The organism is Hymenobacter volaticus (assembly GCF_022921055.1).
GTDB classification, from domain to species: domain Bacteria; phylum Bacteroidota; class Bacteroidia; order Cytophagales; family Hymenobacteraceae; genus Hymenobacter; species Hymenobacter volaticus.
Genome location: NZ_CP095061.1, coordinates 4,227,853 through 4,253,223 on the forward strand (window position 1 = coordinate 4,227,853; position 25,371 = coordinate 4,253,223).

Consider the following 25,371-nt stretch of genomic DNA (forward strand, 5'->3'; position numbering starts at 1 on the left):
AATTTGATTAGGTATTGAGTATTGAAGGGGAGACAGAGCGTGGTTTTATCTTACTCTTCAACATCTCCTACCGAATACTTCAAAATTCCTTAGATTGAGATAGGCAACCTGCATTGCGCGGTCACTGCTTATCTGAATCTTCCAACCGAGCAAGTGAGAATGTCAATGCCAGCCGTGAACAATGTAATCAGCCAAGGAGCTGATTTGAAGGGCAAGTTAAAGGAAGTTTTTGGGTACGGGCAGTTCCGCGGTACGCAGGAAGCCATTATCCAGAACGTTATTGAGGGGCATAATACCTTCGTTATAATGCCTACCGGAGCCGGCAAAAGCCTTTGCTACCAGCTCCCAGCCCTGGTACTGCCCGGCACGGCCATTGTTATCTCTCCGCTTATCGCCCTGATGAAAAATCAGGTGGACCAGCTTAATGCCTTCGGCGTGAATGCCCAGTTCCTGAACTCGACCTTAACCAAGGCCGAAATGAACCGGGTGAAGAAAGACGTGATTAGCGGCGAGGTAAAGCTGCTCTATGTAGCGCCCGAGTCGCTGACCAAAGACGAAACCATCGATTTTCTGCAGAAAGCTACCGTTTCGTTCGTCGCCATCGACGAGGCGCACTGTATTTCGGAATGGGGCCACGATTTCCGGCCGGAGTACCGCCGGATTCGCGGCATCATCGACAATATTGGGCAGGTACCTATTATTGCCCTCACGGCCACTGCCACGCCCAAGGTGCAGCTCGACATCCAGAAAAACCTGCAGATGGACGATGCGAGTGTCTTTAAAACGTCGTTCAATCGCACTAACCTCTACTACGAAGTTCGGCCCAAGCACAACACCAAAAAGCAGCTGATTCAGTATGTGAAGCAGCGCAAAGGCTTGGCCGGTATTATTTATTGCCTCAGCCGCAAAAAGGTAGAAGAAATTGCTGAGCTGCTGAAAGTCAATGATGTCCGGGCCCTCCCCTACCACGCTGGCCTCGACCCGCACGTGCGCATGGCCAACCAAGACGCTTTCCTCAACGAGGACTGCGACGTGATTGTGGCGACCATTGCCTTTGGTATGGGCATCGACAAACCCGACGTGCGCTTCGTGATTCACTACGACACTCCGAAGAGCATCGAGGGCTACTATCAGGAAACCGGCCGCGGCGGCCGCGACGGCCTCGATGGCGACTGCCTGATGTTCTACAGCTATGATGACATCGTGAAGCTGGAGAAATTCAACAAAGACAAGCCCGTAACGGAGCGCGACAACAGCAAGCTGCTGCTCCAAGAAATGGCCAACTATGCCGACTCGGCGGTGTGTCGGCGCAAGCAGTTGCTGCATTACTTCGGCGAGCATTTCGAGAAAGATTGCGGCTTCTGTGACAACTGCAAGCACCCAAAGGAACGGTTTGAAGCGCAACGCGAGGTGGAACTAGCCTTGAAAGCAGTTGTGCAGACCGAGCAGCGTTTCGGCCTCGACCACATCGGCACTGTGCTGATGGGCATGAACAATGCCCACGTAGAAAGCTACGGCCACAATGGCTTGCCCATCTACGGTCAAGGAAAGGACCACGACGCGCAGTATTGGCATTCGCTGTTGCGGCAGTGTTTGATCTTTGGTTTATTAGAGAAAGACATCGAGAATTTCGGTGTCGTAAAAATCTCCGAAAAGGGAATGGACTTCATTGAAAATCCTTATTCAATGAAGCTCACGAAGGACCACGACTACGACGAAGAAGTGAAAGAAGAGCAGGAGCAAGAAGAGGTGCAGCAAGCCGCTGGCCACGACGAAGCCCTGTTCGAGATGCTGAAAGCCCTTCGGAAGAAGATTGCCAAGGAAAAGGAACTGCCACCCTACGTTCTCTTTCAGGATCCGTCGCTCAAGGAAATGGCTACTACGTTCCCAACTAAGCTGGAGGAACTAGCCCACGTGGGAGGTGTCGGCCAAGGCAAGGCGCAGAAGTTTGGGCCTCCATTTTTGGCGCTCATCAAGAAATACGTCGAGGAAAACGACATCATGACGGCCTCCGACGTGGTAGTGAAGTCAGCCGTTAACAAGTCGAAAATCAAGATTTATATCATTCAGCAGATCGATAAGAAGATGGACCTAGAGGAAATTGCTTCCTCGAAGGGCATCGATATGCGCGAGTTGATGGAAGAAATCGAGCATATCTGCTACGCTGGCACCAAGCTCAACCTCGACTATTATATCAACGGCATTCTGGACGAAGAGCGCCAAGAGGAAATCTACGACTACTTCATGTCTGCTAATACCGACAACATTGCGGTAGCCCTCAAAGAGCTAGGCACCGACGACTACACCGAAGAGGACCTACGCCTGATGCGTATCAAGTTTCTAAGTGAAGTAGCTAACTAGAATTACGGATTGGGGTAAGTAACCCTGATTCTCGTGAGCGAGGTTGTTCGCCTATTGCTTTAGCTCACTGGTTTGAAAGCCGCTACCGTAAGGAAGCGGCTTTTTTGCTGGGTTGGGCCTGTGACATTCCACCCCGGTTGAGGATGGAATATGTGATAGTTTTTATATAACTAATACAGCAAATCATCTACCTTCAAGGTCTTTCTTCGCAACCTCACCTCTTTATGTCGATTCATACTTCTTTTTCACCATTACGGGTGGGCCTTACGCTTGTGATTAGCTCTCTGGCGGTGCTTAGTGTAGCAGCCCCCTCAAATCCGCTAACGCCGGCGTTCAACCAACCTACTGCCTTCAGTAAGGTCACAAAAACAGATGTGCAGCAGGCTACAGCCACCGTTATTGCGAGCACTAAGACTTCGCTAAACGTTATTTACAACGTACCGGCCAACAAGCGCACCTTCGCCAACACCATGCTGGCGCTCGACAACCTCAACGACGACTTCGGCCGCGTGGGCGCCCCTATCAACATCCTATTCAATGCCAGTCCGGATTCGGCCATCCGCAATCAGGCTCAGAAAAGCATCGCGCAGCTCAGCAAATACGGCAATGAGTTGGAGCTAGACGAAAAGCTCTACCAAGCGGTTAAGGACTACTCGAAAACCAAGGAAGCGCAGGCCTTAACTGGTGCGCGCAAGAAATTTCTGACCGAAACGATTGAGGACTACGAGCGCAACGGCTTTGCTCTTACGCCCGAGAAGCGCAAGGAATTGCAAAAGCTAAACGACAAAATTGGGGACCTAAGTATTGCCTTTGGGGCCAACATTGCCAAAGACCAGAGTTTCCTACTGGTAAGCGAGGCCGACATGAAAGGGGTACCCGAGGATTTTAAGAAGGGACGCACCAAGGTTGGCGATGCTTACCGCATCACGGTAGATGGCCCTTCGTACAGCACATTTATGAAGTACGCCGAGTCGGAGGTGATGCGCAAGCAACTCTACACGCTGTACAACAACCGCGCTGCCGACACCAACCTGGAGGTGCTGAAACAGCTGCTGATTGAGCGTCAAAAGAAAGCGCAACTGCTCGGCTACAAAACCTACGCTGCCTACCAAACCAGCAGCCGTATGGCCAAAACGCCCGAAACGGTATGGGATTTCGAAACCAAGCTAGTAGAGCGGGTGAAGCAGAAAAGCCAGCTGGACCTAGAAGAGTTGCTGGTGGTGAAGCGTGTATACCTCAAAGACCCAAGCGTGAAGACAATTGCGCCTTGGGAAAGTAGCTTCTACAACAACCTATTGATGAAGGACAAATACCAGCTTGATGCCGAGAAAGTAAAAGAATACTTCGAAGTCAACCATGTGGTAGATGGGTTGTTCCAGACCACGCAGCAACTATTCGGGTTGAAATTCAACGAGGTGAAAGATCCTTCAGTGTGGCACAAAGATGCGCGCATGTTTGAGGTGCAGCGCGACGGCAAGCTCATCGGTCGCTTCTACATCGACTTGTTTCCGCGCGAAAACAAATACACCCATGCCGCTTGCTTCGGTATAGAATCGGGTAAAGCCACGGCCAAGGGCTACCAGCTACCTACGGCGGCACTGCTCTGCAATTTCAACGCGCCCACGCCCGGTAAGCCAGCCCTGATGAGCCACAGCCAAGTAGTTACGTTCTTTCATGAGTTTGGCCACGTGATGCACAACTTGGTTACTACGGCCGAGCTATCGAGCCAGTCAGGGACTAGCGTGAAGCGTGACTTTGTGGAGGCTCCTTCACAGATTCTAGAAAACTGGGCCTGGAATTACGACGCCCTCAAAACCTTCGCCAAGCACTACCAAACTGGCGAGGTATTGCCGAAGGCATTATACGATAAGATGTGGGCGGCTCGCAACGTAGGCTCCGGCATCGGCGCGTCGCAGCAGATTCTGTATGGCACTCTTGACATGACTTTGCACGACAAATTTGATCCGAACGGCACCGAAACTACCACGGAAGTGCTGAAAAAGCTGCAAAACCAACTTACTCCGTTCGCCTACCTCGACGGCACTAATATGCAGGCTGCTTTCGGCCATCTAACGGGCTATGCCGCGGGATACTACGGCTATCTATGGTCGAAGGTGTATGCCGAGGACATGTTCTCGGTATTTGAAAAGAACGGCGTAATGGACCAAAAAACCGGCCTCCGTTACCGAGACTTGATTTTGGCCAAAGGCGGCACCGACGACGAGTACCAGTTGGTGAAGAGCTTCCTCGGCCGCGAGCCAAACCAGGAAGCTTTCTTTAAATCATTGGGGTTGTAATCAGTTACTAGTCGACGGCCTTTTATACAAAGAAGAACTACCTGAAAAAGTAAAACGGCTTGCAGCAGATGCTACAAGCCGTTTTACTTTCAATCTAATGCCATAAACTGGCAACCTAAAACCTAGCAATACTCTTCAAAAGCGCCTTGCAGATTGTTGACGATGCGCATCATGTCGTTGCCTTCGATGTGGTAACGCTCAATCATGTGCACCAACTCGCCATCCTTGAACAGGGCAATAGCCGGGCTGCTGGGAGGATAAGGCAATAGATGCTCGCGCACTTTTGCCACGGCTTCGGTCTCCATGCCGGCAAATACCGTCACAAGTTTGTTTGGCTTCTTTTCGGAGCTAGCAACAGCCATTTTGAGGGCAGGGCGGGCTTTGCCAGCAGCACAGCCACATACCGAGTTAACGACAACCAGTACGGTTCCGCTTTGCTCGTTGAGGACGGTGTCCACTTCTTCAGGGGTCATGAGTTGCTCGAAACCGGCCTCCACGAGGTCCTGACGAATCGGTGCTACCATGTATTCGGGGTACGTAGCCATAGGTAAAAGCTAGGCGTTGGGGTGAGAGGTGAAAAAACAACGAGCCACAGTAGGTCGTTGGTGCTGCAAAAATACGCAAACATCAGCGGCTTGTAGGAAGTTTGATTTATAGCCGTTCTTCTGTTGGAAAGCTTGGCCATGTGCGTTCCGACGTACTCAGGAATGCCCGACAAAGCGCTAAGTTCAACGCCGCTTTTAATGATGCTGCAGTAACTGCCTCATGCTTTCACAACCTAGAGGCTACAATCCTTCGTAATCTCAGCAACACATTTACTACTGTAGAGTATATATTTTGCTTTGTTTACACCTATGACCTACGCTGAATTCAACGCCTCCCTCACGCAACAAACGCCACCCGCTGGCTTGTCGTCACTGTTGCAAGCGCTGTGGTATGCTGGCCGCGACGAATGGTCTAATGCCCATGACATAGCGCAGGAACACGAAGGCGAATCACTCTATGATTGGCTGCATGCCTTGTTGCACCGCCAGGAGGGCGACGCCAGCAATGCGGCCTATTGGTATCGTCGCGCTGGCCGCCCAGTCTTCCACGGCACAATTCGACATGAGTGGGAAACGTTGGCTCGTACGCAGCTTCCAGCTTAACTAATTCCTGAAGGCTACTACTTGATCTAAGTAAAATTATAGTAGTCAATAAATTATCAAGGCTTTTAATCGTGTTTGCGCAATAAAAATTATATTTATCCAGTCAAAGCAAATTGCCTGGATGTGATGCGGAAATTTTTACTCTTAACGGCTACTCTTGGTCTTACTAGCCTCGCGACGCAGGCACAAGTAGATTCGGTACGGGCCTCTACTCTGCCGCCCGCCCAACAAGCGGAGAAGCTGTACAACAGCGGCGTGGTGAAATTTAACCAGAAAAGCTACCGCGCGGCACTGCAGGACTTCGACCGAGCCCTAGCGCTACGCCCTGATTTTGCCAAGGCTTTCTACAACCGCGCCACCACGCGCTACGAGTTGAAAGATTACCAGCCGGCTGTTCAGGATTACGACGAGGCCCTGAAGCTTGAGCCTACAAGTGGCACTGCCTACTTCGGGCGGGCGCAGGCCCGTGAGGCTCTAAAGCAAGCCGCAGAAGCAGAACAGGACTACACGAAAGCTGTAGAAGCTAACGCGGCCTACGCGCCTGCTTGGTACTACCGGGGCGCACTGCGATTCGAAAAAGCTGATTATGCTGCTGCTAAGGCTGATTTCGACCAAGCTATCAAGGCTGACCCAAACTACGCTTATGCCTGGCACGATCGGGGTAGCGCCCAGCGCCAACTCAACAATTACTCCGCGGCCATTCAGGATTACACCAAAGCGCTAAGCCTACAACCCGAGTTGCTGCCGGCCTTGCTGAACCGCGCTGGCACCAAACGCAGAGCTGGCGACCTAAAAGGCGCCCTGCAAGACTACGGCGACTATCTTCAGAAAAAGCAGGATAACCCGACGGCCTACACCAACCGCGGTGCCACGCGCTACGAGTCGGGCGACTATAAAGGAGCCGCCGAGGACTTCGGTCGCGCTGTGGCTCTTGATGCTACCTACGCTTTTGCCTGGAACAACCGCGCCGCTTCTTACCTCAAACTCGAAGATTACAAGAAAGCGGAAGCCGACGCCAGCAAAGCTATTGCCCTCAATCCGCAGTATGCCGAAGCGTATCTGAACCGTGGCCACGCCCGTGAAATGCTTCGCAACACGGAAGGTGCTTGTCAGGATTGGCGCAAAGCAGCCGAGCTAGGCTTGGAGGTGGGTACCAACTACGCCGCCAACTCCGGCTGCGGCGAGAGCAACTAAAGAGTAATTGAGTAGCAGAACAACCAAGTAAAACAACTCTGCGACTTCTGCGGGAGCCTCCACTAGCCCGACCAGCCCGCATAATCCTGCGCTTTACCTGCGAAAAAATGCACAAGTATCTATTAGCCTTTTTGTTGTTTTCCACTGCCGCGCACGCCCAAAGCGTAGAATTCAGCAAAGAGAGATTCGGTAGCAATAAAGACGGCTTGAAAGCTGCTCTGAAGGAAATTAAGTCGGGGGATGAATGGTACCTCTCGGACCCGCCGCGTTATGAGCAGGCTCTCCCGCACTACCTTGAAGCGCAGAAGCTTAATTCTGAAAACGCGGAGCTCAACCTCAAAATCGGAGACTGTTATCTGCATTCTGGTTTCAAGCCTCGCGCCCTGAGCTTTCTGCAAAAAGCGTATCAACTCAATTCGGGAGTTGATCCTCGCATTCATTATTTGCTGGGCCGCGGCTTGCACCTGAATGGCAAGTGGAAAGAGGCCATTGCTGAATACAAGCAAGCCACGCCTGCTACTGGCACCAAAAACACAGCGCCGTTCACGCAGGATATTCAAAAGAAAATTCAGGAGTGTGAAAGCGGCCGAAAACTGGCGGAAAAGCCCGTACGTGTGTTTATCGACAATGCGGGCCCCGGCGTTAACTCGCCTTATCCTGATTACGGTCCGGTTATCTCCGCCGATGAATCGGTGATACTGTTCACCTCGCGGCGGCAAGGCTCAACGGGAGGTGAAAAAGACCCGGAGTCGGGTGGTTTTTTCGAGGACGTGTACCAGAGCAACCGCGAAGGCGATACTTGGGGTACTGCTCGTAACCTAGGAGAAACGGTAAACTCTGCCGGCCACGATGCTACCGTAGGCCTTTCTCCTGATGCACAACGGATGCTGGTGTACGTGGAAGACAACGGTGGCGACCTGAACGAAGCCAACTTACGCGGGGCCACTTGGGCCAAACCACAGCGCTTAGGCAACCGCATCAACAGCAAAGCACACGAATCGTCGGCGGCTTATTCGCCCGATGGCAAGAGTTTGCTGCTCGTGTCTGATAAACCCGGCGGCTTAGGCGGGCGCGACATTTACAAGGTTGAAATAGATGGCCGCGGCCAAGCCGTGAACCTAGGACCAACTATTAATACGCCGTATGGCGAGGAAGGAGTGTTTCTCCATCCCGACGGCAAGACAATGTACTTTTCTTCGGAAGGACACAACTCCATGGGTGGCTACGATATCTTCAAGTCCACTTTTCAGAATGGCAAGTGGAGTGCCCCTGAGAACCTGGGCTGGCCCATTAACACCCCCGACGACGACGTATTCTTTGTTATTTCAGCTTCGGGCCGGCACGGCTACTATTCATCGTTCCGCGACGACGGCTTAGGCTCGAAAGACATCTATCAGATTACGTTTCTTGGGCCCGAGAAACCGCCAGTACTTAGCCAGGAAGACCAGTTACTAGCTTCTCGGGCATTGCCAGTGAAAGAAACACTGCTAGCCCCACCCGTACCCGTTGCCACAGCGCAGGTAACCATTCTGAAAGGCACTGTGACCGACGACGCTACCAAGCAACCCCTGGAAGCTACCATCGACGTAATAGACAATTCTCTAAATCAAACAATTGCCTCATTCCGGTCGAATGCTCAATCGGGGCGCTACTTGGTATCGTTGCCCTCGGGTGTGAACTATGGCATTGTGGTGAAGCAGGAAGGCTACCTCTTCCACTCCGAAAACTTTGATTTGCCGGCAGGTGCCGCATATTCGGAGGTAGTGAAAGATATTCCGCTCAAAAAGTTGGATGTGGGCGTGAAAGTTGTGCTCAACAACATCTTCTTTGACTTCGACAAAGCTACCCTGCGCAAAGAAAGTACGGGTGAACTGGTTCGGCTACAAACTTTGCTTGCGGAAACTCCTGCTCTACGCCTAGAAATATCCGGCCACACCGACAATGTGGGTAATGCTAGCTACAACAAGGACTTGAGTCAGCGCCGCGCCAAATCAGTGGTCGACTATTTGGTTGGGAAAGGAATTAGCAAAGACCGGCTCACATTTGCTGGTTACGGCGACACGCAGCCGGTTGCACCTAATACGACTAAAGCTAATCGTCAGCAAAACCGCCGAACCGAATTCAAAGTGACAGGCAAGTAGTCGTCAGGCAGTAGCGGCAGTTCAACGAGGTTTTAACTACGTTGCAGGAGTAGCGCGTTTATTCTTTTAGGTAGCCTCCTAACTTGCTTTGACTGATGGGGAACGGTAGTGTCCTCTCCGCTACATGATTGTCTTGTTATTACGCCGTCTGCTTTTGTTGCTCCTGCTGTTCGTCAGTGTTCAGGCATCAGCGCAATCTAGTTCGGTCCCACGTTATTTTCTTCGGCAGTTTGGTGCTGCTGACGGCCTGCCCCAACCATTCATCTATGCTCTGGCGCAGGACCATGCCGGCTACCTCTGGATTGGTACGGCAGAGGGCCTAGTTCGGTACGACGGAACAGAATTCGTTGCCTTTACCACTAAAGATGGTCTGGCCGAAGATTTCGTGACGACGCTTTACGTGCAGCCACGCACCGGCCAGTTGTGGGTGGGTCACTACCAAGGCGGCGTATCGCGCTGGGAGGGCCAACGCTTCCAGCGCGTAACGAATGCCGCCTCTCGTCCGCCTGGCTTCCGTGCCGTGCCGGGCATTGCGCCCGCAGATACCACCTATGCCGGTGCTGAATTGTCGGCAGCTTCGGTGACTGCGGCGCGGCGCTTTGCTACGCTGCATCAGGTGTTGCCGCCAGGCACTGTTGCACAGTGCGTATTGGCTGACCGGGAGCATAATGTGTGGATAGGCACGGCCGGACAGGGGTTGTGGCGCTGGTCGGATCGGCATATCACCTTCTATCCCTCACCCAACGAAACAAAGGCTGCAATGGGTAGCGCGTTGTTTAGCCAAGGCAGAGCCGGGGGTATTCAGAATACAGGCAAGTTTTTTCTGTTGAATTCCGCCCACAATCGTACTTCACCCCTTATTACTTTTCCAGAGAAGCTGCTGCCGTACCCACCAAGCGTGGTGTTTTACACACCTGATGAACGCTCACGTCCGAGCTTCGATGGGAGTTATCCGGTTCCTGTTCCGAAAGCCTTGTGGGCTGGCACGAAAGGACACGGGCTATGGCAGATGCCCATTCCAGCGCGCCGTTCTAGTATGCAACTAGTCCGGCGCCTGCCTGCTACGCTCTCTGTTACGGCCCTCACCCAGCACCGCAACGGCGACATATGGATAGGTACATCCCTGGACGGCGTCTACCGCCTACCGGCCGACTCAACCCAGGCTGCCGAGCACTTCACCACCGCTAACGGCTTGCTGCACAATACCATATATGCCCTTACCACCGATTCCACTGGTGGCGTCTGGATTGGTACCCACGACACCGGATTGGCCGTATGGCAGCACGGTGCCTTCCGCTACTTTCGCTTTCCAAGCGGTGGCCTCGATGTGTCGGCCCTGCTCACCGACGACGCGGGACGGGTCTGGATAGGCACGGAAGGGAATGGGGTATTCTGCTACGAAAAATCGGTCCTTCAGACCTATGGCCCGGCCAGCGGATTGGTTTCGCCTTACTGCTACGCCTTGCTGCCGGTGCGCTGGTGGAGCAGCTACCACGGTGGCTACCTCCACGATTTCCGCCACGAGCAATTATTGGTTGTACACCGCAATAGCATCAGCTTCGCCGACACTACCCTGCGTCGCTTTGCGCCGGCCGCATTACCAGGCAATCCGTTGATACAGGATTTACTGCCCCAGGCTGCCGTAGCCTGGAACGACTACTGCGTGTGGCTTCGCACGCGTACTGGCCTGATTTGCTTGCGTACTAACGCCCCAAACTTATTGCCTGGTGCTAGCAAGCCAACCCCCACACTACTCACCAGCGAAGTAGATGGGGCTGCTGCGTCACCATATCAACTAAAGGAGCTGTCACCCACGCAGCATCAAGTCAATTTCACATTCAGAGGCGTGAGTTTGCTACCCGGCCAAGCCGGGCTGCAATATCAATACCGTTTGCTAGGCTATCAGGATCGATGGAGCCGGCCTACAGTGGTGGGGGAAGCGCAATTTCCGCGGCTTGGGGCAGGCAGCTATACTTTTGAAGTGCGTGCCCGATTAGGTGAGCAAGGCAGATGGTCGAAGCCCGTAGCTACTTCGTTTGGTGTTGCCACCCCATTTTGGCAGACGTGGTGGTTTGCAGTAGTTAGCCTGCTACTAGCAGGAGCCGGAATTTTTGCTTTCATCCGAACCCGGGAGGCGACATTGCGTCGGCAGAAGTTTCAACTGGAAACTACAGTGCGCGAACGGACGCAGGAATTACGCCAGCAGAAGGCGCACATCGAGGATATGAATGCCGAGTTGGTAGTGGCACGCGACATAGCCGAAGCATCGCGCCGAGCAAAAGCGCAGTTCTTGGCCAATATGAGCCACGAGATCAGAACACCGATGAATGCCGTCATCGGCCTGACGCATCTACTACGCCAGACACCCGTCAGTTCGGAACAAAACGAGTACTTGGAAGCTGTGCAGTCGTCATCGCAGAACTTGTTGGTTATCATCAATGATATTCTCGATAGCTCTAAGATTGAAGCCGGCAAGCTGAGTTTGGAGCACACTGCCTTCCGCCTGCCCGAACTGCTGCGGCGCGTAGCCAGCATGTTCCAATTTGCTACGGAATCCAAGCACTTGTATTTTAAACTGGAAATAGAGCCTGCTGTACCAGCCGCTGTGTTGGGCGACCCGGTCCGGCTGAATCAGGTGCTCGTTAATTTGGTCGGAAATGCCATAAAGTTCACTACGACGGGCGGCGTAACAGTGCGCGTATATCCGACTACCGATGCAGCTACAAACCAGCAGGTGGTACGCTTTGTGGTGCAGGATACCGGCATTGGCATTCCTGCCAATAAGTTGGAGGCCATTTTCGAAGACTTCTCGCAGGCCAATACCAGTACCACGCGGCAATTTGGCGGTACAGGTCTAGGCCTAAGCATTGCCCGCAATTTGGTGGAACTACACGGCGGCAAGCTGTGGGTGGAAAGTGAAGAAGGGCATGGCTCTGCGTTTTCCTTTGAGATTCCCTATCTCGCCGCCGACCCTGCCGAAGTACCAGCGGAGGCAACATTGGCAGTCGGCCGCTTCGAACCCACACTACGGGTGCTGGTAGCCGAAGACAATGACCTTAACCAGCTTGTAGCCCGCAAAACACTGGAAGCCTGGAATGTGCAAGTCACTATTGCTGCCAACGGCAGGCTAGCAGTGGAAGCCGCCGAGCAAGCCACTTTCGACGCGGTGCTCATGGACGTGCAAATGCCCGAAATGGATGGCTACGAGGCCGCTCGTCAATTACGGGCGCGTTTTCCAGATGCCACTCAGTTGCCGATTATCGGCCTTACTGCCTCCGCCTTGCCCGAAGATCGTGCCTTAGCTCTGGAAGCCGGCATGAATGACACCTTGGCAAAGCCCTTTGATCCGGCTCTTCTTTACGCCCGTATCGCGCATTATACCGGCCGTACCACCCTGCCTCCGCAAGATCCGCCTACCGTAGTCGAAATTCCAGTTGTTGTTACTCCTGAGCAGAAAAGCCCTACTCCCGACTGGACGTTGCTGGAGGAATTGGCTGGTGGCAACGAAGCCTTTATCCAGCAAATCGTTAAAACTTTCCTCACGCAAGCTCCGCAGCTACAACAGCATCTAGAAGTTGAATTTGCAGCCGCCGACCTTGGCGCTTTGGCGCGCACAGCACACAAGCTAAAAGGGCAAGCAGCCTATTTCGGTGTTGAGCACCTCTATTCAGCCTTAGAAACATTAGAACACCAAGCCCGCCAGCAAACGGACCGAGAAGCCTTGGCTACTCTGGTTCAACAAGTTGAAAAGAATTTAGATCAGCTTTACCCACAATTGCAAAAGCGCCTAACTGTCTAAAGATCCTCACAAAAGATAGTAAGCCTGCTTTTTTTCAATGGATAGTATACCTTTGAAAATATGCCTGCCTCCCCTTCTCCCTGCGTTGTCTGATTGTTGACGATGACCCGCTTTCTGTGCAAGTGGTTGAAAACTGCATTGCCAGTACTCCGTTTTTGACAGCTGTCGGCAGTTGCGAAAGTGCCGTAGCCGCGGCCGAAGTGCTACGCACCCAAGAGGTCGACCTCCTGTTTTTGGATGTGGAAATGCCTCTTATGTCCGGCATCGATCTGCTCAACACGCTACAGAATCCACCGCTCGTTGTGCTGATTACCAGCAGCAAGCAGTACGCCGTTGAAGCATTTGAGCATGATGTGGTTGATTATCTGGTGAAGCCGGTCAGCTACGCCCGATTCTTGAAAGCTGCTCAACGCGCTTTGGAAGTAAGCCAAGCACATCCAACCGAAGCCGCAACTCCCGCCGATGCCGATTTCACTTTCATGAAAGTGGATACCAAGCTGGTGAAGGTACTTTTCGATGAAGTGCGCTACGTGGAGGCCCTTGGTGACTACGTGCACATTGTCACGGGCCAGAGCAAACTCATTGTGTACAGCACTATGAAAGCCGTGGAGGAAAAGTTTCCTGATACGTTGTTTGTGCGCGTGCATCGCTCTTTCATTGTCAATCTCAAACGAGTGCAGGCCATAGAGGATAACAACATTATCATTGACAGCAAGCACATTCCCATTGGTCAAACCTATATGCGGGAAGTGTTTCAGCGCCTTAATAAATTTTAAGCACTGAATTGGTATTCTTACAGTTGAAGGTGTGTATGGCGTGAGATTTTACTTTAGGCTTTTGCGGCTACTTCTTAGTGTAGCTGTTCTACTGTTCAACTTCTGGCAGAAAGCACACGCACAAGTAGCCGGTGATACTGTCAGCGTAATGTGTCCGCCACCGCGCGTAGTGGAGCTTTGTGTGGATCTAGATGCTAGCGCATCAGTAGACGCTGCAGCGGGCCCGCTTACCTTCCGCTGGCTAATGGGCGACGGCACCACCCTCACTGGCCCAGTTGTATCACACTGCTACACTGCCCGCCGCCGCTATACCGTCCAACTTGATGTAGTAGACGACAAAACGGGCGAAGTTCGGGAAGCTGAAAAAGTTATTCCTGTCGATTTCACCCAGGAAGTTGTTCTCAACTTCACTGCCGGTTCCGATACAATCCGCGTTGGGCAAACCGTCATCTTCGACGCAGTGGATTCGCAACTACCTCTGTGCGAAAATGTAGTAGTGCTCTGGGACTTTCGTGATGGAATAGTTGGGAATGGTCGACGCGTACAGCACGCATTCCGGCGTCCTGGGCAATACGCTGTTCGGATGGCGCTACGCGGCAATGGCCCCGACGATTGCCCCAGCAGTCATTGTGTGGGCCGCGTTATTACGGTACTCCCCGCCAAGACTCCGTAGTTAATTCAAGATTGAAAACAGCTGTTTACAATCATCCTTAGCTAGTAGGTTCAGTACTGACGACTAAACTCTTGGGCAGTTGCAGCAATTGATACCGCTCGCCTAAACCAAATGCCGATTCTCCTCCTGTACTAGTGCCGCTGTGGCCCTCAAAATTTCCAATGTTAGAGCCCACAGATTCTCATAAGGCACAATTTCGATTTCGGAGAATGCCTCACCAGGCGGCGGAGCCGCTTGCATCCTTTGCAAGAGAGGCTCAGCCAAACGTTGGCTCTCCGCAGGATCAAAATCGGATTTCACTGTAATAGCTAGTAACCGGAAAAACAGCTGGCTACGCAAGGCTCCGGCCTCCCGTAAATGCCGCTGTTGGTACTTGCGTAAGCTTTCTAAGCGCAATAGCACACCATCTAAGTCGCGCTGCCGCAAATAGTACAAAAACTGCAGGATCAATACGGCTACGTTGTAACCTTGTTTATCACGGCTATGCGTTGGCACCGTCTGAATAAACGTATTAAAGCTACGAATACGCAATGGAGAAGCCTCTGGTCGAATGAATTGCAGATACACTTCGTACAAATTCCAGCGCTCTTGCGCAGCAGGCCTTTGCTTAGCGAAATATAAACTTTTCCGAGCTGTCTGCAGCAATTCTTGCGCCTGCCCATACTGGCCTGCATGCAATGCTAGGAGCATGTAAATTTCTAAGAAATACAGCCAGTTATTTGATGAATAATGAAAGTCTTTGGCATATTCCTCGGCCAGTTTAAGACCTTTTTCTGCTTGCCTACTTCGCAAGTGAGCATACACGCTCATGTAATTGTTGTATCGCTTATCAAATCGGACGCGGTTAAGTTTTCCTTGTTCCCACTTCTTAGCAGTGGCAGTTGTAAGGCGAATAATTTCTTGATAGTTACCTACTAGTTCTTCCCGCGTGAGCTGTGTTCGATAGAGATAAAAAAAGCTAGTGAACGTTCCCGCTTCCTTGTACAACACTTCTAGTTGCTTGATATAAGCTTCTATCTTTTCTAGCATAGTACGACGGGCCCGAACCGTATAAGCTATCATTGCCTTTAATTCCCAGAATATCTTTCCAGCCTCTTCCTCTAGTGCTAGATTTTGCTGGTTTACGATTAGCTTTTTATTGTTGCTTCGGAATTTAGCCGGCTGTTGCATATCAGCATAAATGCTACGCAATAATTGCCCGCACATAACGGCATAGTTTGTAAATTCCATGCTTTCGGCCAGTCGTAATGCCTTACGCCCTAACCGTTCTGCGTTATAATACTCGCCCTCCCCATACAATGTGCTAACTTGATAATACAGGCTCAGACACTGTTGCTCATATCGGCGTGACAGCACATGGCGTGGGTCGGATTCGTCAAGGAAAAAAAGGTGGTTCAGCATTTTCTGCTGCACCCGTGACTTCAATTTACGAAAGGCAGTCTTGCTAGCAGCATCCGTTTTGCCATAAAGTGCTTTGATAATTTGCTGCTGAGACCTTCCCTGTCCTTCTACAAGAAACTGGATTAAGGCCATTTCTTTGTTAGCAGCCTGCTTTGTTGTGAAATCCAACAATGGCAACACTTTCTGGCGGCGATCTGTCACAATTCGCGCTAAATTATTCAACCCATCCATCATAAAAAGCGCCCTCAGTATTAAAAATGCCTAAGTGAAGTGGCAAAACTGCAAGTAAATAGCAGTCACAATTAACACTATTTTTTCCTTTACAAATATTACCTACCCCTTTAATCTTTGCATCAGGTGAAGTGTGTGTTTTTGGTAGATGTGATGTCACATTCTGAAGTATTATGTTCAACTAATTAATGGTTCCCACAGGGAGAGAAGCAGTGTTTAGCTAAAGGCTTTTAAAATTCGTTAGAATAATCAAAAAATATCTATCTAACATACAAATCACTTTTATACTCTACCTTTCCTTTACGGGAGACTAGGTCTGCTACACCTTTGTGTCACTCAACCACTTGACACAACTAATCTCCTACTACTATGCTTCATTTCCTTGCTTTCGCTCTGTTGCAGATTGCTTCTCCTGCCACGACTGCTACTTTAGCTAGCTCAACAGGTGTTCAAACAACCAGCTACACCGCTATGGCTGATCATGGCAATGGCGGCTGGTCGGGTATTGCTTCGGCTGATCATGGTAACGGGGGCTGGTCCGGGTTTGCCTCAGCCGATCATGGTAATGGTGGCTGGTCCGGGTTCACTGCAGTTTACCATGGTAATGGTGGCTGGTCGGGTGTTGCTTCGGTTGATCATGGCAACGGCGGCTGGTCGGGTATTGCTTCGGCTGATCATGGTAACGGGGGCTGGTCCGGGTTTGCCTCAGCCGATCATGGTAATGGTGGCTGGTCCGGGTTCACTGCAGTTTACCATGGTAATGGTGGCTGGTCGGGTGTTGCTTCGGTTGATCATGGCAACGGCGGTTGGTCCGGGTTTGCTTCGGCCGATCATGGTAATGGTGGCTGGTCCGGGTTCACTGCAGTTTACCATGGTAATGGTGGCTGGTCGGGTGTTGCTTCGGTTGATCATGGCAACGGCGGTTGGTCCGGGTTTGCTTCGGCCGATCATGGTAATGGTGGCTGGTCCGGGTTCACTGCAGTTTACCATGGTAATGGTGGCTGGTCGGGTGTTGCTTCGGTTGATCATGGCAACGGCGGTTGGTCCGGGTTTGCTTCGGCTGATCATGGTAACGGGGGCTGGTCCGGGTTTGCCTCAGCCGATCATGGTAATGGTGGCTGGTCCGGGTTCACTGCAGTTTACCATGGTAATGGTGGCTGGTCGGGTGTTGCTTCGGTTGATCATGGCAACGGCGGCTGGTCCGGGTTTGCTTCGGCTGATCATGGTAACGGGGGCTGGTCGGGTAAATCAGTTTGCGCGTAACAACTACGTAGGGACGTTCGCGCCAGGAATCTTGGCTATCTTGCTGGCTGATCTTGCTAGGTGCTGGTAACTGATGACGCGATACCTACGGAACATTCTCATATTCCTTCTGCTCAGTACCTGCGGAGTTACCGGTTGCACTTCTTCTCTCAAGTCGGAGGCTATCCGAATTCGATGGTCTACTGATCCACAAACTTTAGATCCTCTTTTGGCTAGCAAGCCTCAAGCTCAGGAAGTTATCAACCTGATGCATTGCAGCCTACTTGTGGGTGACCATAACCAGCGAACTGTCCCATGGTTGGCTCAAGCCTTGCCGACTGTAAGCCAGCGCGGTTCGCTAACCCTACTTACCTACACTTTGCGGCCAGAGGCTACTTGGGATAATGGTCAGCCTGTATTGGCCCGTGATGTAGCCTTTACGCTAAAACTTCTGAATTGCCCAGGACTGCCTACTGAGTCTGCACGCACCCAATACGGTTTCGTAACCGACATAGAGTTGGATGAAAAAGACCCGCGGCGCTTTACGTTGGTGTGTCGTACTGCTGCTAGTGGTATCATTTTTTCCTCCGGCGATTATGCGATTCTACCAGAGTATGCAGTAGATCCGCAGAAGCATTTGCAGGCAATTCCCCTGTCTTTGCTTCAAACCGATACCGTAGCCGCTCTACGCCAATACCCCGGGCTGCGTAGTTTCGCACGCCGCTATCGACAAAGTAATTACGGCCAACACCCGGAACGTCTCCCAGGTTGCGGTCCTTATACTCTGAAGGCATGGGCAAAGGGCCGTTATCTACGGCTCCAACGAAAAGCTAAGTGGTGGGCTACGAAACTTACAGCGCCCCCGGTATGGCTACAAGCCCATGCGCCCTGGCTTGACTACCAAATTGTCCCTGATAACGCGCAGGCCCTGTCGGCCATACGTCGCGGCGATATAGACCTCTACCCTATGCCTGCCGCTCGCGACTTCGACCAGTTGTGGCATTCGGCCGACACAACCAAGTTGACTTTTTATACCACTGATTCCTACGAAATGGTATCGGTGGGATTCAATACGCAGCGCCCTTTCTTGCGTGATGCTCTCACACGCCGGGCGCTTAGTTTGCTCTTTGACGTACCAGGGTTAATACAAGCCACCCAACCTGGGTTGGCTTATCGTAGCGTTAGCCTAGTAAGGCCTAACGACAAACCTGCCTACAATGACAGTTTGCTGCTGCTACCTTTCGACTTGCGTCAAGCAGCCGAGCTGTTGCACCAGGCCGGTTGGCAACGTAAACCCGATGGCAAGTGGACTCGTGACGCTACCGAAACACTATCTTTCGGTATCAGCTACCAAGCCAACTTGCCCGACCACGAGGCAGTAGCTCGGCAGTTCCGGGCGGCCGCTGCTCAGCTAGGCATCACTGTGAAGTTGAAACCCGCCGAAGAACAGGTGTACAGGCAACAGCTCATTCATGGTGACACCGATCTGCACGTTCGCACCTACCGCGGCAATCCGTTCACATACAACTTCATGCCAATCCTGCATTCTCGTGGTATCGGGATTAGCAATTTCACGCAGTATAAGTCGGAGGTAGCGGATCGATTGATGGAAGCTATTATGTTTGAGCAGAACGAATCTCGGCGCGTCAAGCTGCTGCGACGGTTCCAGCAGCAAATCCGCCAAGACTCGCCTCTTGTGGTGCTATTCTTCATCCGCAATCGGCTGATTGCCTCCAAGCGGCTGCACGGAGTAGAAGCTATTAGGGTTCGTCCTGGCTACGATGCGCTTAACTTATCGCTAGCTTTGCCGAGTAAGTAAATGGATGGCGCGCATGATCTTGCGACTAGTGCAGTGGGTATTTACGGTATGGGCTCTCGCCTCACTGCTCTTTCTGCTAACTAGCACGTTGCCTGATGAGCAACAATTGCTAGTTCGCTTCTCAGAAACTGTAGTCGGAAGCGAGACACCGTCGCAGGAACAAGCAGAAGCTGCTCAACAACTTGTCAAGCAACGATTGGGGTTGACAGAGCCTGTATTCTATTTTTCACCAGCTATACCTAAAACTTCGCTGGGGTGGCGTTGGCAGTGGAATGGGACGCACAATCAATACCATCGATGGCTACGTGCTTTGATGCACGGCAACTTGGGCAAATCTTACAGGACCGAGGAGGCCGTTAGCATTTCGCTTATTGAGGCTATAGCGGTTACAGTGCCACTTACTTGTCTGGCGACACTGTGCATTATTGGCATCTCGATTCCATTTGGAGTTTGGCTAGCGGCTCGCTCTAGCTCCCACTGGCTTTATACGGCGCTTTACGTGCTGGATGCGTTACCGCTTTTTGTGGTGGCGTTGCTATTGCTGCTACTGCTTGCCAACCCAGATTACTTTACTTTCTTTCCAGCTTTTGGGCTTGGCTTCGAAGAAAATGACAGTAATGCCACTAGCATACTTCTTCGGTACCCGTCGTTCATGGTATTGCCGCTCAGCAGCCTTGTCCTTAGTGGTCTTACCGAACCAACCTTGCAGCTCGCCGACGTGTTGCGCCACGAAGCCCAGCTCGACTACATGCTAACAGCCCAAGCCAAAGGGTTGACAAGAAAGCAAGCTCTTTGGCGACATGGGTTACGCAATGCCTTACTACCTATTTTCACTCTTTTTACGGAGCTTTTTCCCAATTTACTAGCGGGCTCTATCGTAGTGGAATTTGTATTCGCGTTGCCCGGGTTAGGACGACTGTTAGCCGATGCCGCCGCTGCTCGTGATTATCCTGTGATGCTAGGCGGCGTTTTTTTTGTGCTCCTTGCGCGTCAGCTTATGCTCTCCCTAGCCGATTGGCTCTATCAGCTCGCCGACCCGCGCCTGCGCGTTTCCGCCTCATGACGAGCAGACCCTATTGGATAAAGGAATTGAGCTGGCAGCAAAGATTGGCTGCCGTCTGGCTGTTAGCACTTTGCGTTGCCGCTGTTTTTGCCGGTTTGCTGCCAGAATCCATGCTGGCACCTGATCTACAGATTAGCAATGCTCCCCCGCTTACCCCTGGTCACTGGCTTGGCACCGATCAACTAGGGCAGGATGTAACAGCGGCATTGATTTACGGTGCGCGCACTACCCTGTTGATTAGCTTGCCAGCGGCCGGGTTAGCAACTAGTTTGGGTACCAGTATTGGTTTACTGGTGGGTTACTGGGGCAATACCCGACTACATTTTGCATTGGCATATTGGATAGCAGCAAGCTGTGCTGTATTAGGCTTTGTCTTGCTCGGAACTCGTCAAGCAGGAATACAGGAAGCTTGGTGGCTTCTCTTGCTAAGTGGAGCAACTGTTTTGCTCGGCAAGCTATTAGCGCGTTTTTCATGTATGCGGCGCTCAATAGCACTGCCGTTAGATTGGCTAATGCAAGCTGCTATTACGTTGCTCGCAGCTATTCCTCGGTTACTACTCATCCTTACTGTAGCAGCAGCCTTCGAAGTGACTCCGCTAAGCCTAGTGTTGTTATTGGCCTTTACCTCCTGGACGCAATCAGGACGGCTAGTACGGGCTGAGGTTCACCGCGTACGGCAGTTACCGTATTTCGAAGCTGCGCGTGCGGCAGGTTTACCCGCACGACGTATCATGCGCTATCACCTATTGCCCAATACTTTACAACCGATTGTCACTAGTCTGCCGCTAAGCATTGCTGCTTTTATCGTGTTGGAAACCACTCTTTCTTTTTTGGGGTAGGCTTGCCGGCAGAAACGCCGAGCTGGGGCAGGCTATTGGCGCTTAGCCGTTTCGCTTCCTCTTCTTGGTGGCTTTTTGTGTTTCCCATCCTATGCCTCCTCGCGACTACCCTTTCGCTTCGGCAACTACTGCTAATTAATAAACGCTAGAACTTTAGTTTACTCAATGTCACAAATCACGTGTTTATTTACCTAAAATATGAGTTATAGCAAAGGTAACCTATCTGCAAAGTCGCTTATATCAATGCCATAGATAATTGCCCCGTACTTAACCGTGCTGCTAAGTCACAATTATATTTGCATAATCACTAGTCACAAATAGCAGCGTATTTTCCTTTACTTCACTTGTGTAAGAAGCTAGTTTTGTAATGTGCTAAAGGATAAAACAGCACATAAAAGCCACTTCTTTTCGCTGTTTGCCTTAGGTACTAATGGCGTCACTACTACTCAAGCGTCGGCAGGGACACGCATTGCGTTACTTGCTTCTGGAGACGGCTGCTCGGCAACGAGTTGCTTCTACCACATTCGGATTTCAAACAATAGATGGGGAAATTGTCCCCTTCGTAACTGGTGAGCTAGCGCTACGTGCTGGAGAAGCAATGTTAGTCGGCGGCCTTTTTGTTGGAACAGTATTATTGGAATCTAGATAAAGGTGATTTTTATTACGGCTTTCCCTGCTAAGGGAGCAGGAAAGTCAGTGAACAATGTTGCAATAGGTGTGTGAAAACCCCGCTGGCTCTGCTTGCGGGGTTTTTGCGTTTGGTATCTGCGAATCAAGGTAGTGTATTATTGAATAGACCTGAAATACAACAGAATAAAATATTATGTCCTTAGGCTGTCTTTATGCAGTTTGACGTGCCAACAAAGCAATACCGCTCCAAAAATCGTGAGGTTGATAACCGAGTTCCTGCTGCGCTTTAGTGATGATGAATCCGGTGCGCGGTGGCCGTTTGGCTGGTTGCGAGAAGGTGCTGCCATCCACTCTAGTGATGAGAGACTTGTCAAGCTGAAAGTAGTCGGCTACTTGCAGCGCCATCTGGTAAGGCGTAAAAAGCTCACTGCTGCTGATGTGATAAATGCCCGAAGCAGTATGCTTGGCAGCAAGCCAGCATCCTTGGGCAAGGTCCTCGGCCAAGGTAGGCGTGCGGAACTGGTCGTCGACGACTTTTATCGGCTTGTTAGCGCGCAGCGAGTCCCGCACCCATAGCACAATGTTGGTACGACCGTAGTCGTGTGCAGTGCCATACACAAGCACGGTACGCACAATAGCCCACGAGACATGGCTGGCCTGCACAATCCGCTCAGCAGCTAGTTTGCTTTCGCCGTAAAAATTGATGGGAGCTGGTATGGCGTCTTCAGCTAAGGGCCCTTCTTCGCCACTAAAAATAAAATCAGTGCTGACGTGCGTGAGGTGAACTTTGTATGTGGCACAAGCCGCCACGACGTGTTCAACCGCCGTAACATTTTGCTGCCAGCAAGCTTCCCGGTTCAGTTCGCACTCATCTACATTGGTCATAGCCGCTGTGTGGATAAGATGCGTTGGCTGCTCCTGCGCTACTACCCTTTCCACCTGTTGCGGATTAGTCACGTCCAGCGGCACGAAGCGAACATCAGGATAGAGTTCGGCGAGTTTGTTGTGACCACGAGAAGTTGCTATAAGTTCTACCCCAGGCTGTTGCCGTAGCAGTACAACCAGCTTCTGGCCTAGCAAGCCGTTGGAACCTGTAATCAGAATGCGCATAACTGAATAGCTTAATAGGCTGGTCGTTCAGCGAGATATTGGACAGCTAGCCATTTAACAAGGCAGCCATCAGACGCTTCACTGGTACTGATACCCGTACAACTCCGTAATCTTCTTCTTTTTAACCTTCTCTACTTTCATCGTCATTTTGATGTCGGTCAGAGGCCGGTCACGTTCGTTTTTAGGTTGAGTGGCAATCTTATCTAGCACGTCGAGGCCGCTGATTACTTGGCCATACACCGTGTACTGGCCGTCGAGGTGAGGCGTGCCTTGATGGTTTTGCACCAAGAAGAACTGCGAGGAGCTACTAGCACGCTCCGGATTCACGAAATCGCCTTGGCGAGCGGCTGATACGGCGCCAAATTTGTGCTTGAATTCAGGTCGAATTTCAGCTGGAATAGTAGGAGCATCGGGCTGGCCCATACCGTCGTTGTCGGGGTCTGAATCTTTAGAGTTTGCATCACCTCCCTGAATCATGAAGTTCGGGATGACACGGTGGAAAGTAGTACCGTTGTAGAAGCCACTTTCGGCTAACTTCAGGAAGTTGGCTTTGTGCTTAGGAGTAGCATCAAAAAGTATCAGTTTGATGTCGCCGAGCGAAGTGCTAATAGTGACTAATTGGTCTTTCTTGCTGAATTTAGGACGCTTAGCAGCGTGTAGGACCGGAGCCGTCAGCAACAACATAACAGCGCAGAGCAACGCCGAAAATCGAGAAGTTAGATTCATAGTGTGGTAAACGCAGGGGGTTAGTGCGGCGAAATTAAGCTGTTTTGGTGGGTGGCACCAGATATTCAGTACTGCGCAGCTTGTACGTAGTGGCAAAGGAGAGTTACCGGTCGCTCCGCAAATCTGGAACTGGTCGCAAAATATATCCGGCAATTTCCGACGAAACTGTGGAGTTAGCGTATGGTGCGCCAAGAGCCATACTCAACGTTTTCGACTTTTCATGAGCGACACGCTTACGCTTTCAGCAACGCCACAATCGCACTGGTTTCCGAAGCTATTGCTCGCCTTGTACGCCGTAGAATTTATTGTACTAGGCATCAACCCCGTGGAACGCGGCACTTGGTGGGCCGAAAACGTGCCTATTTTCTTGATTGTGGTAGCCTTGGTGGTTTTGTACCTGCGCGGAGTTCGATTCTCGAACCTAGCGTATGCTTTGATGAGCGTACTGTTGTTTATGCACACCGTGGGCGGGCACTACACGTTTGAAAAAGTGCCGTTCGATTGGTTCAATAACTTGTTCGGCTTCAAGCGCAACATGTACGACCGGGTAGCACACTTTTCGGTGGGCTTCTATGCTTACGCCATCATCGAGCTAACCGACCATTACGGCACAATTCGCAACCGCGTTATCAGCTACCTGTTTCCGCTCTGCGTCATCGGGACGGTGGCTATGGCTTACGAGCTAATTGAGTGGGTGTACGCCGAGGTAGCCGGTGGCGATGCCGGTGCGGCTTTCCTCGGCAGCCAAGGCGACATCTGGGATGCGCAAAAAGATATGCTGGCCGATACGAGCGGCGCTGTTTTCGCTCTCCTTCTCTACGCGCTGTTCCATCGACGCAGAGAAGTATCCGCTTAGTGTTCAGGAAGCTGCTGGAAGCAGGTTTTAAAACTGGTCAGAAAAGAGCCCTCACGCCGCAGCAAGTGCAGCATGAGGGCTCTTTTCTGGATGTTGCTTTCACTGGATTTACGCTACAGCTACACTACAGTGCGAGCCTGACGAATACTTTCCAAAATCTGTTGGCCGCCACGAGCTAATATTTTCTCGGCCACTTGTACACCAAGCGCATCAGCATCGGTAGTTGGAGCTGACTGTACTTCTTCAAGCAGTTGTTCCCGTCGAGGCTGATGAGGCCGCCATGCAGCTGAACAGTACCAGCGGTAGTGAGCGTTGCCAAGGCGAAGGACGGGATACTACACCCGCCTTCCATGGTCCGCAGAAATGCCCGCTCTGCTGCTAGGCAGATATGAGTAGGGCCATGATCGAGAATTCGCTGGAGCTCTAGTTTCAATTCCGATTCCAGGCTGCGCGCGCACTCAATAGCCACACTACCTTGGCCGGTAGCTGGCACAAACTGCGTTTCGGGTAAAATGTGGCGGATAAGAGAATCATACTCCATGCGGTGTACTCCAGCGTACGCCAACACTAGCGCATCGTATTGGCCTTCTTCCAGCTTGCGGAGGCGGGTTTGGAGGTTGCCACGTGCTTCAGCGGTAGTGGTATTGGGCAAAAACCGTTTCAGCATGGCTTTCCGACGGGTACTGCTCGTGCCTAACACCAAACCGGGTTTGTGAAGGTTTAAATCAGTCTGAAAGCTCACTACCACGTCATTTACCTGCTCCCGCTCCATAAACGCCAGCAGCTCCAAATCAGCAGGGATGCTGCTTTGCACATCCTTTGCACTGTGTACCGCTATGTCGACGTGGCCAGTGCGTAAACCGATTTCTAATTCCTCGGTAAACACGCCTTTCGCTCCAATCTTGTCGAGCGAACGGTCTAGCACAAGGTCGCCGGTGGTAGTGATAACAACTATTTCGGTCATGATGCCGGCCTGCTCTAAGCAAGCGGCTACATGGTTGGCTTGCCATAGGGCCAATCTGCTACCTCGGGTGCCAATGCGAACGGTCTTTTTCAAGGGTGCGA

At 51.6% G+C, this 25,371-nt stretch carries 18 protein-coding genes; 13 read left to right on the forward strand and 5 right to left on the reverse strand.

Translation table 11 applies throughout. The features are described 5' to 3' along the window. The first annotated feature begins 159 nt into the window (after nucleotides 1-159). Together recQ and MUN86_RS18405 are read left to right on the forward strand one after the other, a co-directional pair. Nucleotides 160-2,361 carry a DNA helicase RecQ gene (gene recQ / locus MUN86_RS18400; protein ID WP_245119501.1) on the forward strand — a complete coding sequence of 734 codons (2,202 nt, stop codon included), beginning with the start codon at nucleotides 160-162 and terminating at the stop codon, nucleotides 2,359-2,361. A gap of 224 nt (nucleotides 2,362-2,585) precedes the next feature. After that, the gene (locus MUN86_RS18405; RefSeq protein ID WP_245119502.1) at nucleotides 2,586-4,658 is read left to right on the forward strand and encodes a M3 family metallopeptidase; all 2,073 of its coding nucleotides are present in this window, start codon (nucleotides 2,586-2,588) and stop codon (nucleotides 4,656-4,658) included. A gap of 122 nt (nucleotides 4,659-4,780) precedes the next feature. Here the strand turns inward: MUN86_RS18405 and MUN86_RS18410 are convergent, their stop codons facing one another. After that, the gene (locus tag MUN86_RS18410) at nucleotides 4,781-5,203 is read right to left on the reverse strand and encodes a BrxA/BrxB family bacilliredoxin (RefSeq protein WP_245119503.1); all 423 of its coding nucleotides are present in this window, start codon (nucleotides 5,201-5,203) and stop codon (nucleotides 4,781-4,783) included. Between the two features lie 309 nt (nucleotides 5,204-5,512). Between MUN86_RS18410 and MUN86_RS18415 the strand changes: the two genes are divergently transcribed. From MUN86_RS18415 to MUN86_RS18440, 6 genes are all read left to right on the forward strand, one after another. Further along, a complete protein-coding gene (locus MUN86_RS18415) occupies nucleotides 5,513-5,806 on the forward strand; it encodes a hypothetical protein (protein ID WP_245119504.1) in 294 nt (97 codons plus the stop codon). 126 nt (nucleotides 5,807-5,932) lie between these two features. Further along, nucleotides 5,933-7,000, forward strand: a complete 1,068-nt coding sequence (locus MUN86_RS18420) for a tetratricopeptide repeat protein (protein WP_245119505.1) — start codon at nucleotides 5,933-5,935, stop codon at nucleotides 6,998-7,000. Nucleotides 7,001-7,107: 107 nt separating this feature from the next. Beyond that, a complete protein-coding gene (locus tag MUN86_RS18425) occupies nucleotides 7,108-9,141 on the forward strand; it encodes an OmpA family protein (protein ID WP_245119506.1) in 2,034 nt (677 codons plus the stop codon). A 124-nt stretch (nucleotides 9,142-9,265) separates the two neighbouring features. Beyond that, complete coding sequence (locus MUN86_RS18430) at nucleotides 9,266-12,940, forward strand: hybrid sensor histidine kinase/response regulator (RefSeq protein WP_245119507.1); 3,675 nt, start codon at nucleotides 9,266-9,268, stop codon at nucleotides 12,938-12,940. Between the two features lie 92 nt (nucleotides 12,941-13,032). Beyond that, complete coding sequence (locus MUN86_RS18435; RefSeq protein ID WP_280640648.1) at nucleotides 13,033-13,716, forward strand: LytR/AlgR family response regulator transcription factor; 684 nt, start codon at nucleotides 13,033-13,035, stop codon at nucleotides 13,714-13,716. A 61-nt stretch (nucleotides 13,717-13,777) separates the two neighbouring features. Continuing rightward, entirely contained in the window at nucleotides 13,778-14,389 is a 612-nt protein-coding gene (locus tag MUN86_RS18440) for a PKD domain-containing protein (protein ID WP_245119509.1), read from the forward strand. 102 nt (nucleotides 14,390-14,491) lie between these two features. On the opposite strand, the gene MUN86_RS18445 is transcribed toward MUN86_RS18440, so the two are convergent. Beyond that, nucleotides 14,492-16,024, reverse strand: coding sequence for a hypothetical protein (locus MUN86_RS18445; protein WP_245119510.1), 1,533 nt, complete (start codon nucleotides 16,022-16,024; stop codon nucleotides 14,492-14,494). 442 nt (nucleotides 16,025-16,466) lie between these two features. Here MUN86_RS18445 and MUN86_RS18450 point away from each other — a divergent pair, with 442 nt between their 5' ends. The 4 genes from MUN86_RS18450 to MUN86_RS18465 all read left to right on the forward strand — a co-directional run bounded on the left by MUN86_RS18450 (nucleotide 16,467) and on the right by MUN86_RS18465 (nucleotide 20,984). Next, complete coding sequence (locus MUN86_RS18450) at nucleotides 16,467-17,354, forward strand: hypothetical protein (RefSeq protein WP_245119511.1); 888 nt, start codon at nucleotides 16,467-16,469, stop codon at nucleotides 17,352-17,354. 138 nt (nucleotides 17,355-17,492) lie between these two features. Continuing rightward, on the forward strand, nucleotides 17,493-19,082 hold the full coding sequence (locus tag MUN86_RS18455) for an ABC transporter substrate-binding protein (protein WP_245119512.1): 1,590 nt from the start codon (nucleotides 17,493-17,495) through the stop codon (nucleotides 19,080-19,082). Between the two features lie 13 nt (nucleotides 19,083-19,095). Further along, nucleotides 19,096-20,145, forward strand: a complete 1,050-nt coding sequence (locus MUN86_RS18460) for an ABC transporter permease (RefSeq protein WP_245119513.1) — start codon at nucleotides 19,096-19,098, stop codon at nucleotides 20,143-20,145. Next, on the forward strand, nucleotides 20,142-20,984 hold the full coding sequence (locus tag MUN86_RS18465) for an ABC transporter permease (protein WP_245119514.1): 843 nt from the start codon (nucleotides 20,142-20,144) through the stop codon (nucleotides 20,982-20,984). Before MUN86_RS18460 ends, MUN86_RS18465 begins: the two co-directional genes overlap by 4 nt. An 840-nt stretch (nucleotides 20,985-21,824) precedes the next feature. Here the strand turns inward: MUN86_RS18465 and MUN86_RS18470 are convergent. Then, complete coding sequence (locus tag MUN86_RS18470; protein WP_245119515.1) at nucleotides 21,825-22,724, reverse strand: SDR family oxidoreductase; 900 nt, start codon at nucleotides 22,722-22,724, stop codon at nucleotides 21,825-21,827. A gap of 78 nt (nucleotides 22,725-22,802) precedes the next feature. Then, a complete protein-coding gene (locus MUN86_RS18475; protein ID WP_245119516.1) occupies nucleotides 22,803-23,450 on the reverse strand; it encodes a peptidylprolyl isomerase in 648 nt (215 codons plus the stop codon). 220 nt (nucleotides 23,451-23,670) lie between these two features. On the opposite strand from MUN86_RS18475, the gene MUN86_RS18480 reads away from it, so the two are divergent. Beyond that, nucleotides 23,671-24,306 carry a DUF2238 domain-containing protein gene (locus tag MUN86_RS18480; protein ID WP_245119517.1) on the forward strand — a complete coding sequence of 212 codons (636 nt, stop codon included), beginning with the start codon at nucleotides 23,671-23,673 and terminating at the stop codon, nucleotides 24,304-24,306. A 175-nt stretch (nucleotides 24,307-24,481) separates the two neighbouring features. On the opposite strand, the gene hemC is transcribed toward MUN86_RS18480, so the two are convergent. After that, the gene (gene hemC / locus MUN86_RS18485; RefSeq protein WP_311181728.1) at nucleotides 24,482-25,363 is read right to left on the reverse strand and encodes a hydroxymethylbilane synthase; all 882 of its coding nucleotides are present in this window, start codon (nucleotides 25,361-25,363) and stop codon (nucleotides 24,482-24,484) included. Between the last annotated feature and the right edge of the window lie 8 nt (nucleotides 25,364-25,371).

Coding starts and splice junctions, on each gene's coding strand:
- recQ (WP_245119501.1), top strand. CDS start 160: ATGTCAATGCCAGCCGTGAACAATGTAATCAGCCAAGGAGCTGATTTG.
- MUN86_RS18405 (WP_245119502.1), top strand. CDS start 2,586: ATGTCGATTCATACTTCTTTTTCACCATTACGGGTGGGCCTTACGCTT.
- MUN86_RS18410 (WP_245119503.1), bottom strand. CDS start 5,203: ATGGCTACGTACCCCGAATACATGGTAGCACCGATTCGTCAGGACCTC.
- MUN86_RS18415 (WP_245119504.1), top strand. CDS start 5,513: ATGACCTACGCTGAATTCAACGCCTCCCTCACGCAACAAACGCCACCC.
- MUN86_RS18420 (WP_245119505.1), top strand. CDS start 5,933: ATGCGGAAATTTTTACTCTTAACGGCTACTCTTGGTCTTACTAGCCTC.
- MUN86_RS18425 (WP_245119506.1), top strand. CDS start 7,108: ATGCACAAGTATCTATTAGCCTTTTTGTTGTTTTCCACTGCCGCGCAC.
- MUN86_RS18430 (WP_245119507.1), top strand. CDS start 9,266: ATGATTGTCTTGTTATTACGCCGTCTGCTTTTGTTGCTCCTGCTGTTC.
- MUN86_RS18445 (WP_245119510.1), bottom strand. CDS start 16,024: ATGATGGATGGGTTGAATAATTTAGCGCGAATTGTGACAGATCGCCGC.
- MUN86_RS18460 (WP_245119513.1), top strand. CDS start 19,096: ATGATCTTGCGACTAGTGCAGTGGGTATTTACGGTATGGGCTCTCGCC.
- MUN86_RS18465 (WP_245119514.1), top strand. CDS start 20,142: ATGACGAGCAGACCCTATTGGATAAAGGAATTGAGCTGGCAGCAAAGA.
- MUN86_RS18470 (WP_245119515.1), bottom strand. CDS start 22,724: ATGCGCATTCTGATTACAGGTTCCAACGGCTTGCTAGGCCAGAAGCTG.
- MUN86_RS18475 (WP_245119516.1), bottom strand. CDS start 23,450: ATGAATCTAACTTCTCGATTTTCGGCGTTGCTCTGCGCTGTTATGTTG.
- MUN86_RS18480 (WP_245119517.1), top strand. CDS start 23,671: ATGAGCGACACGCTTACGCTTTCAGCAACGCCACAATCGCACTGGTTT.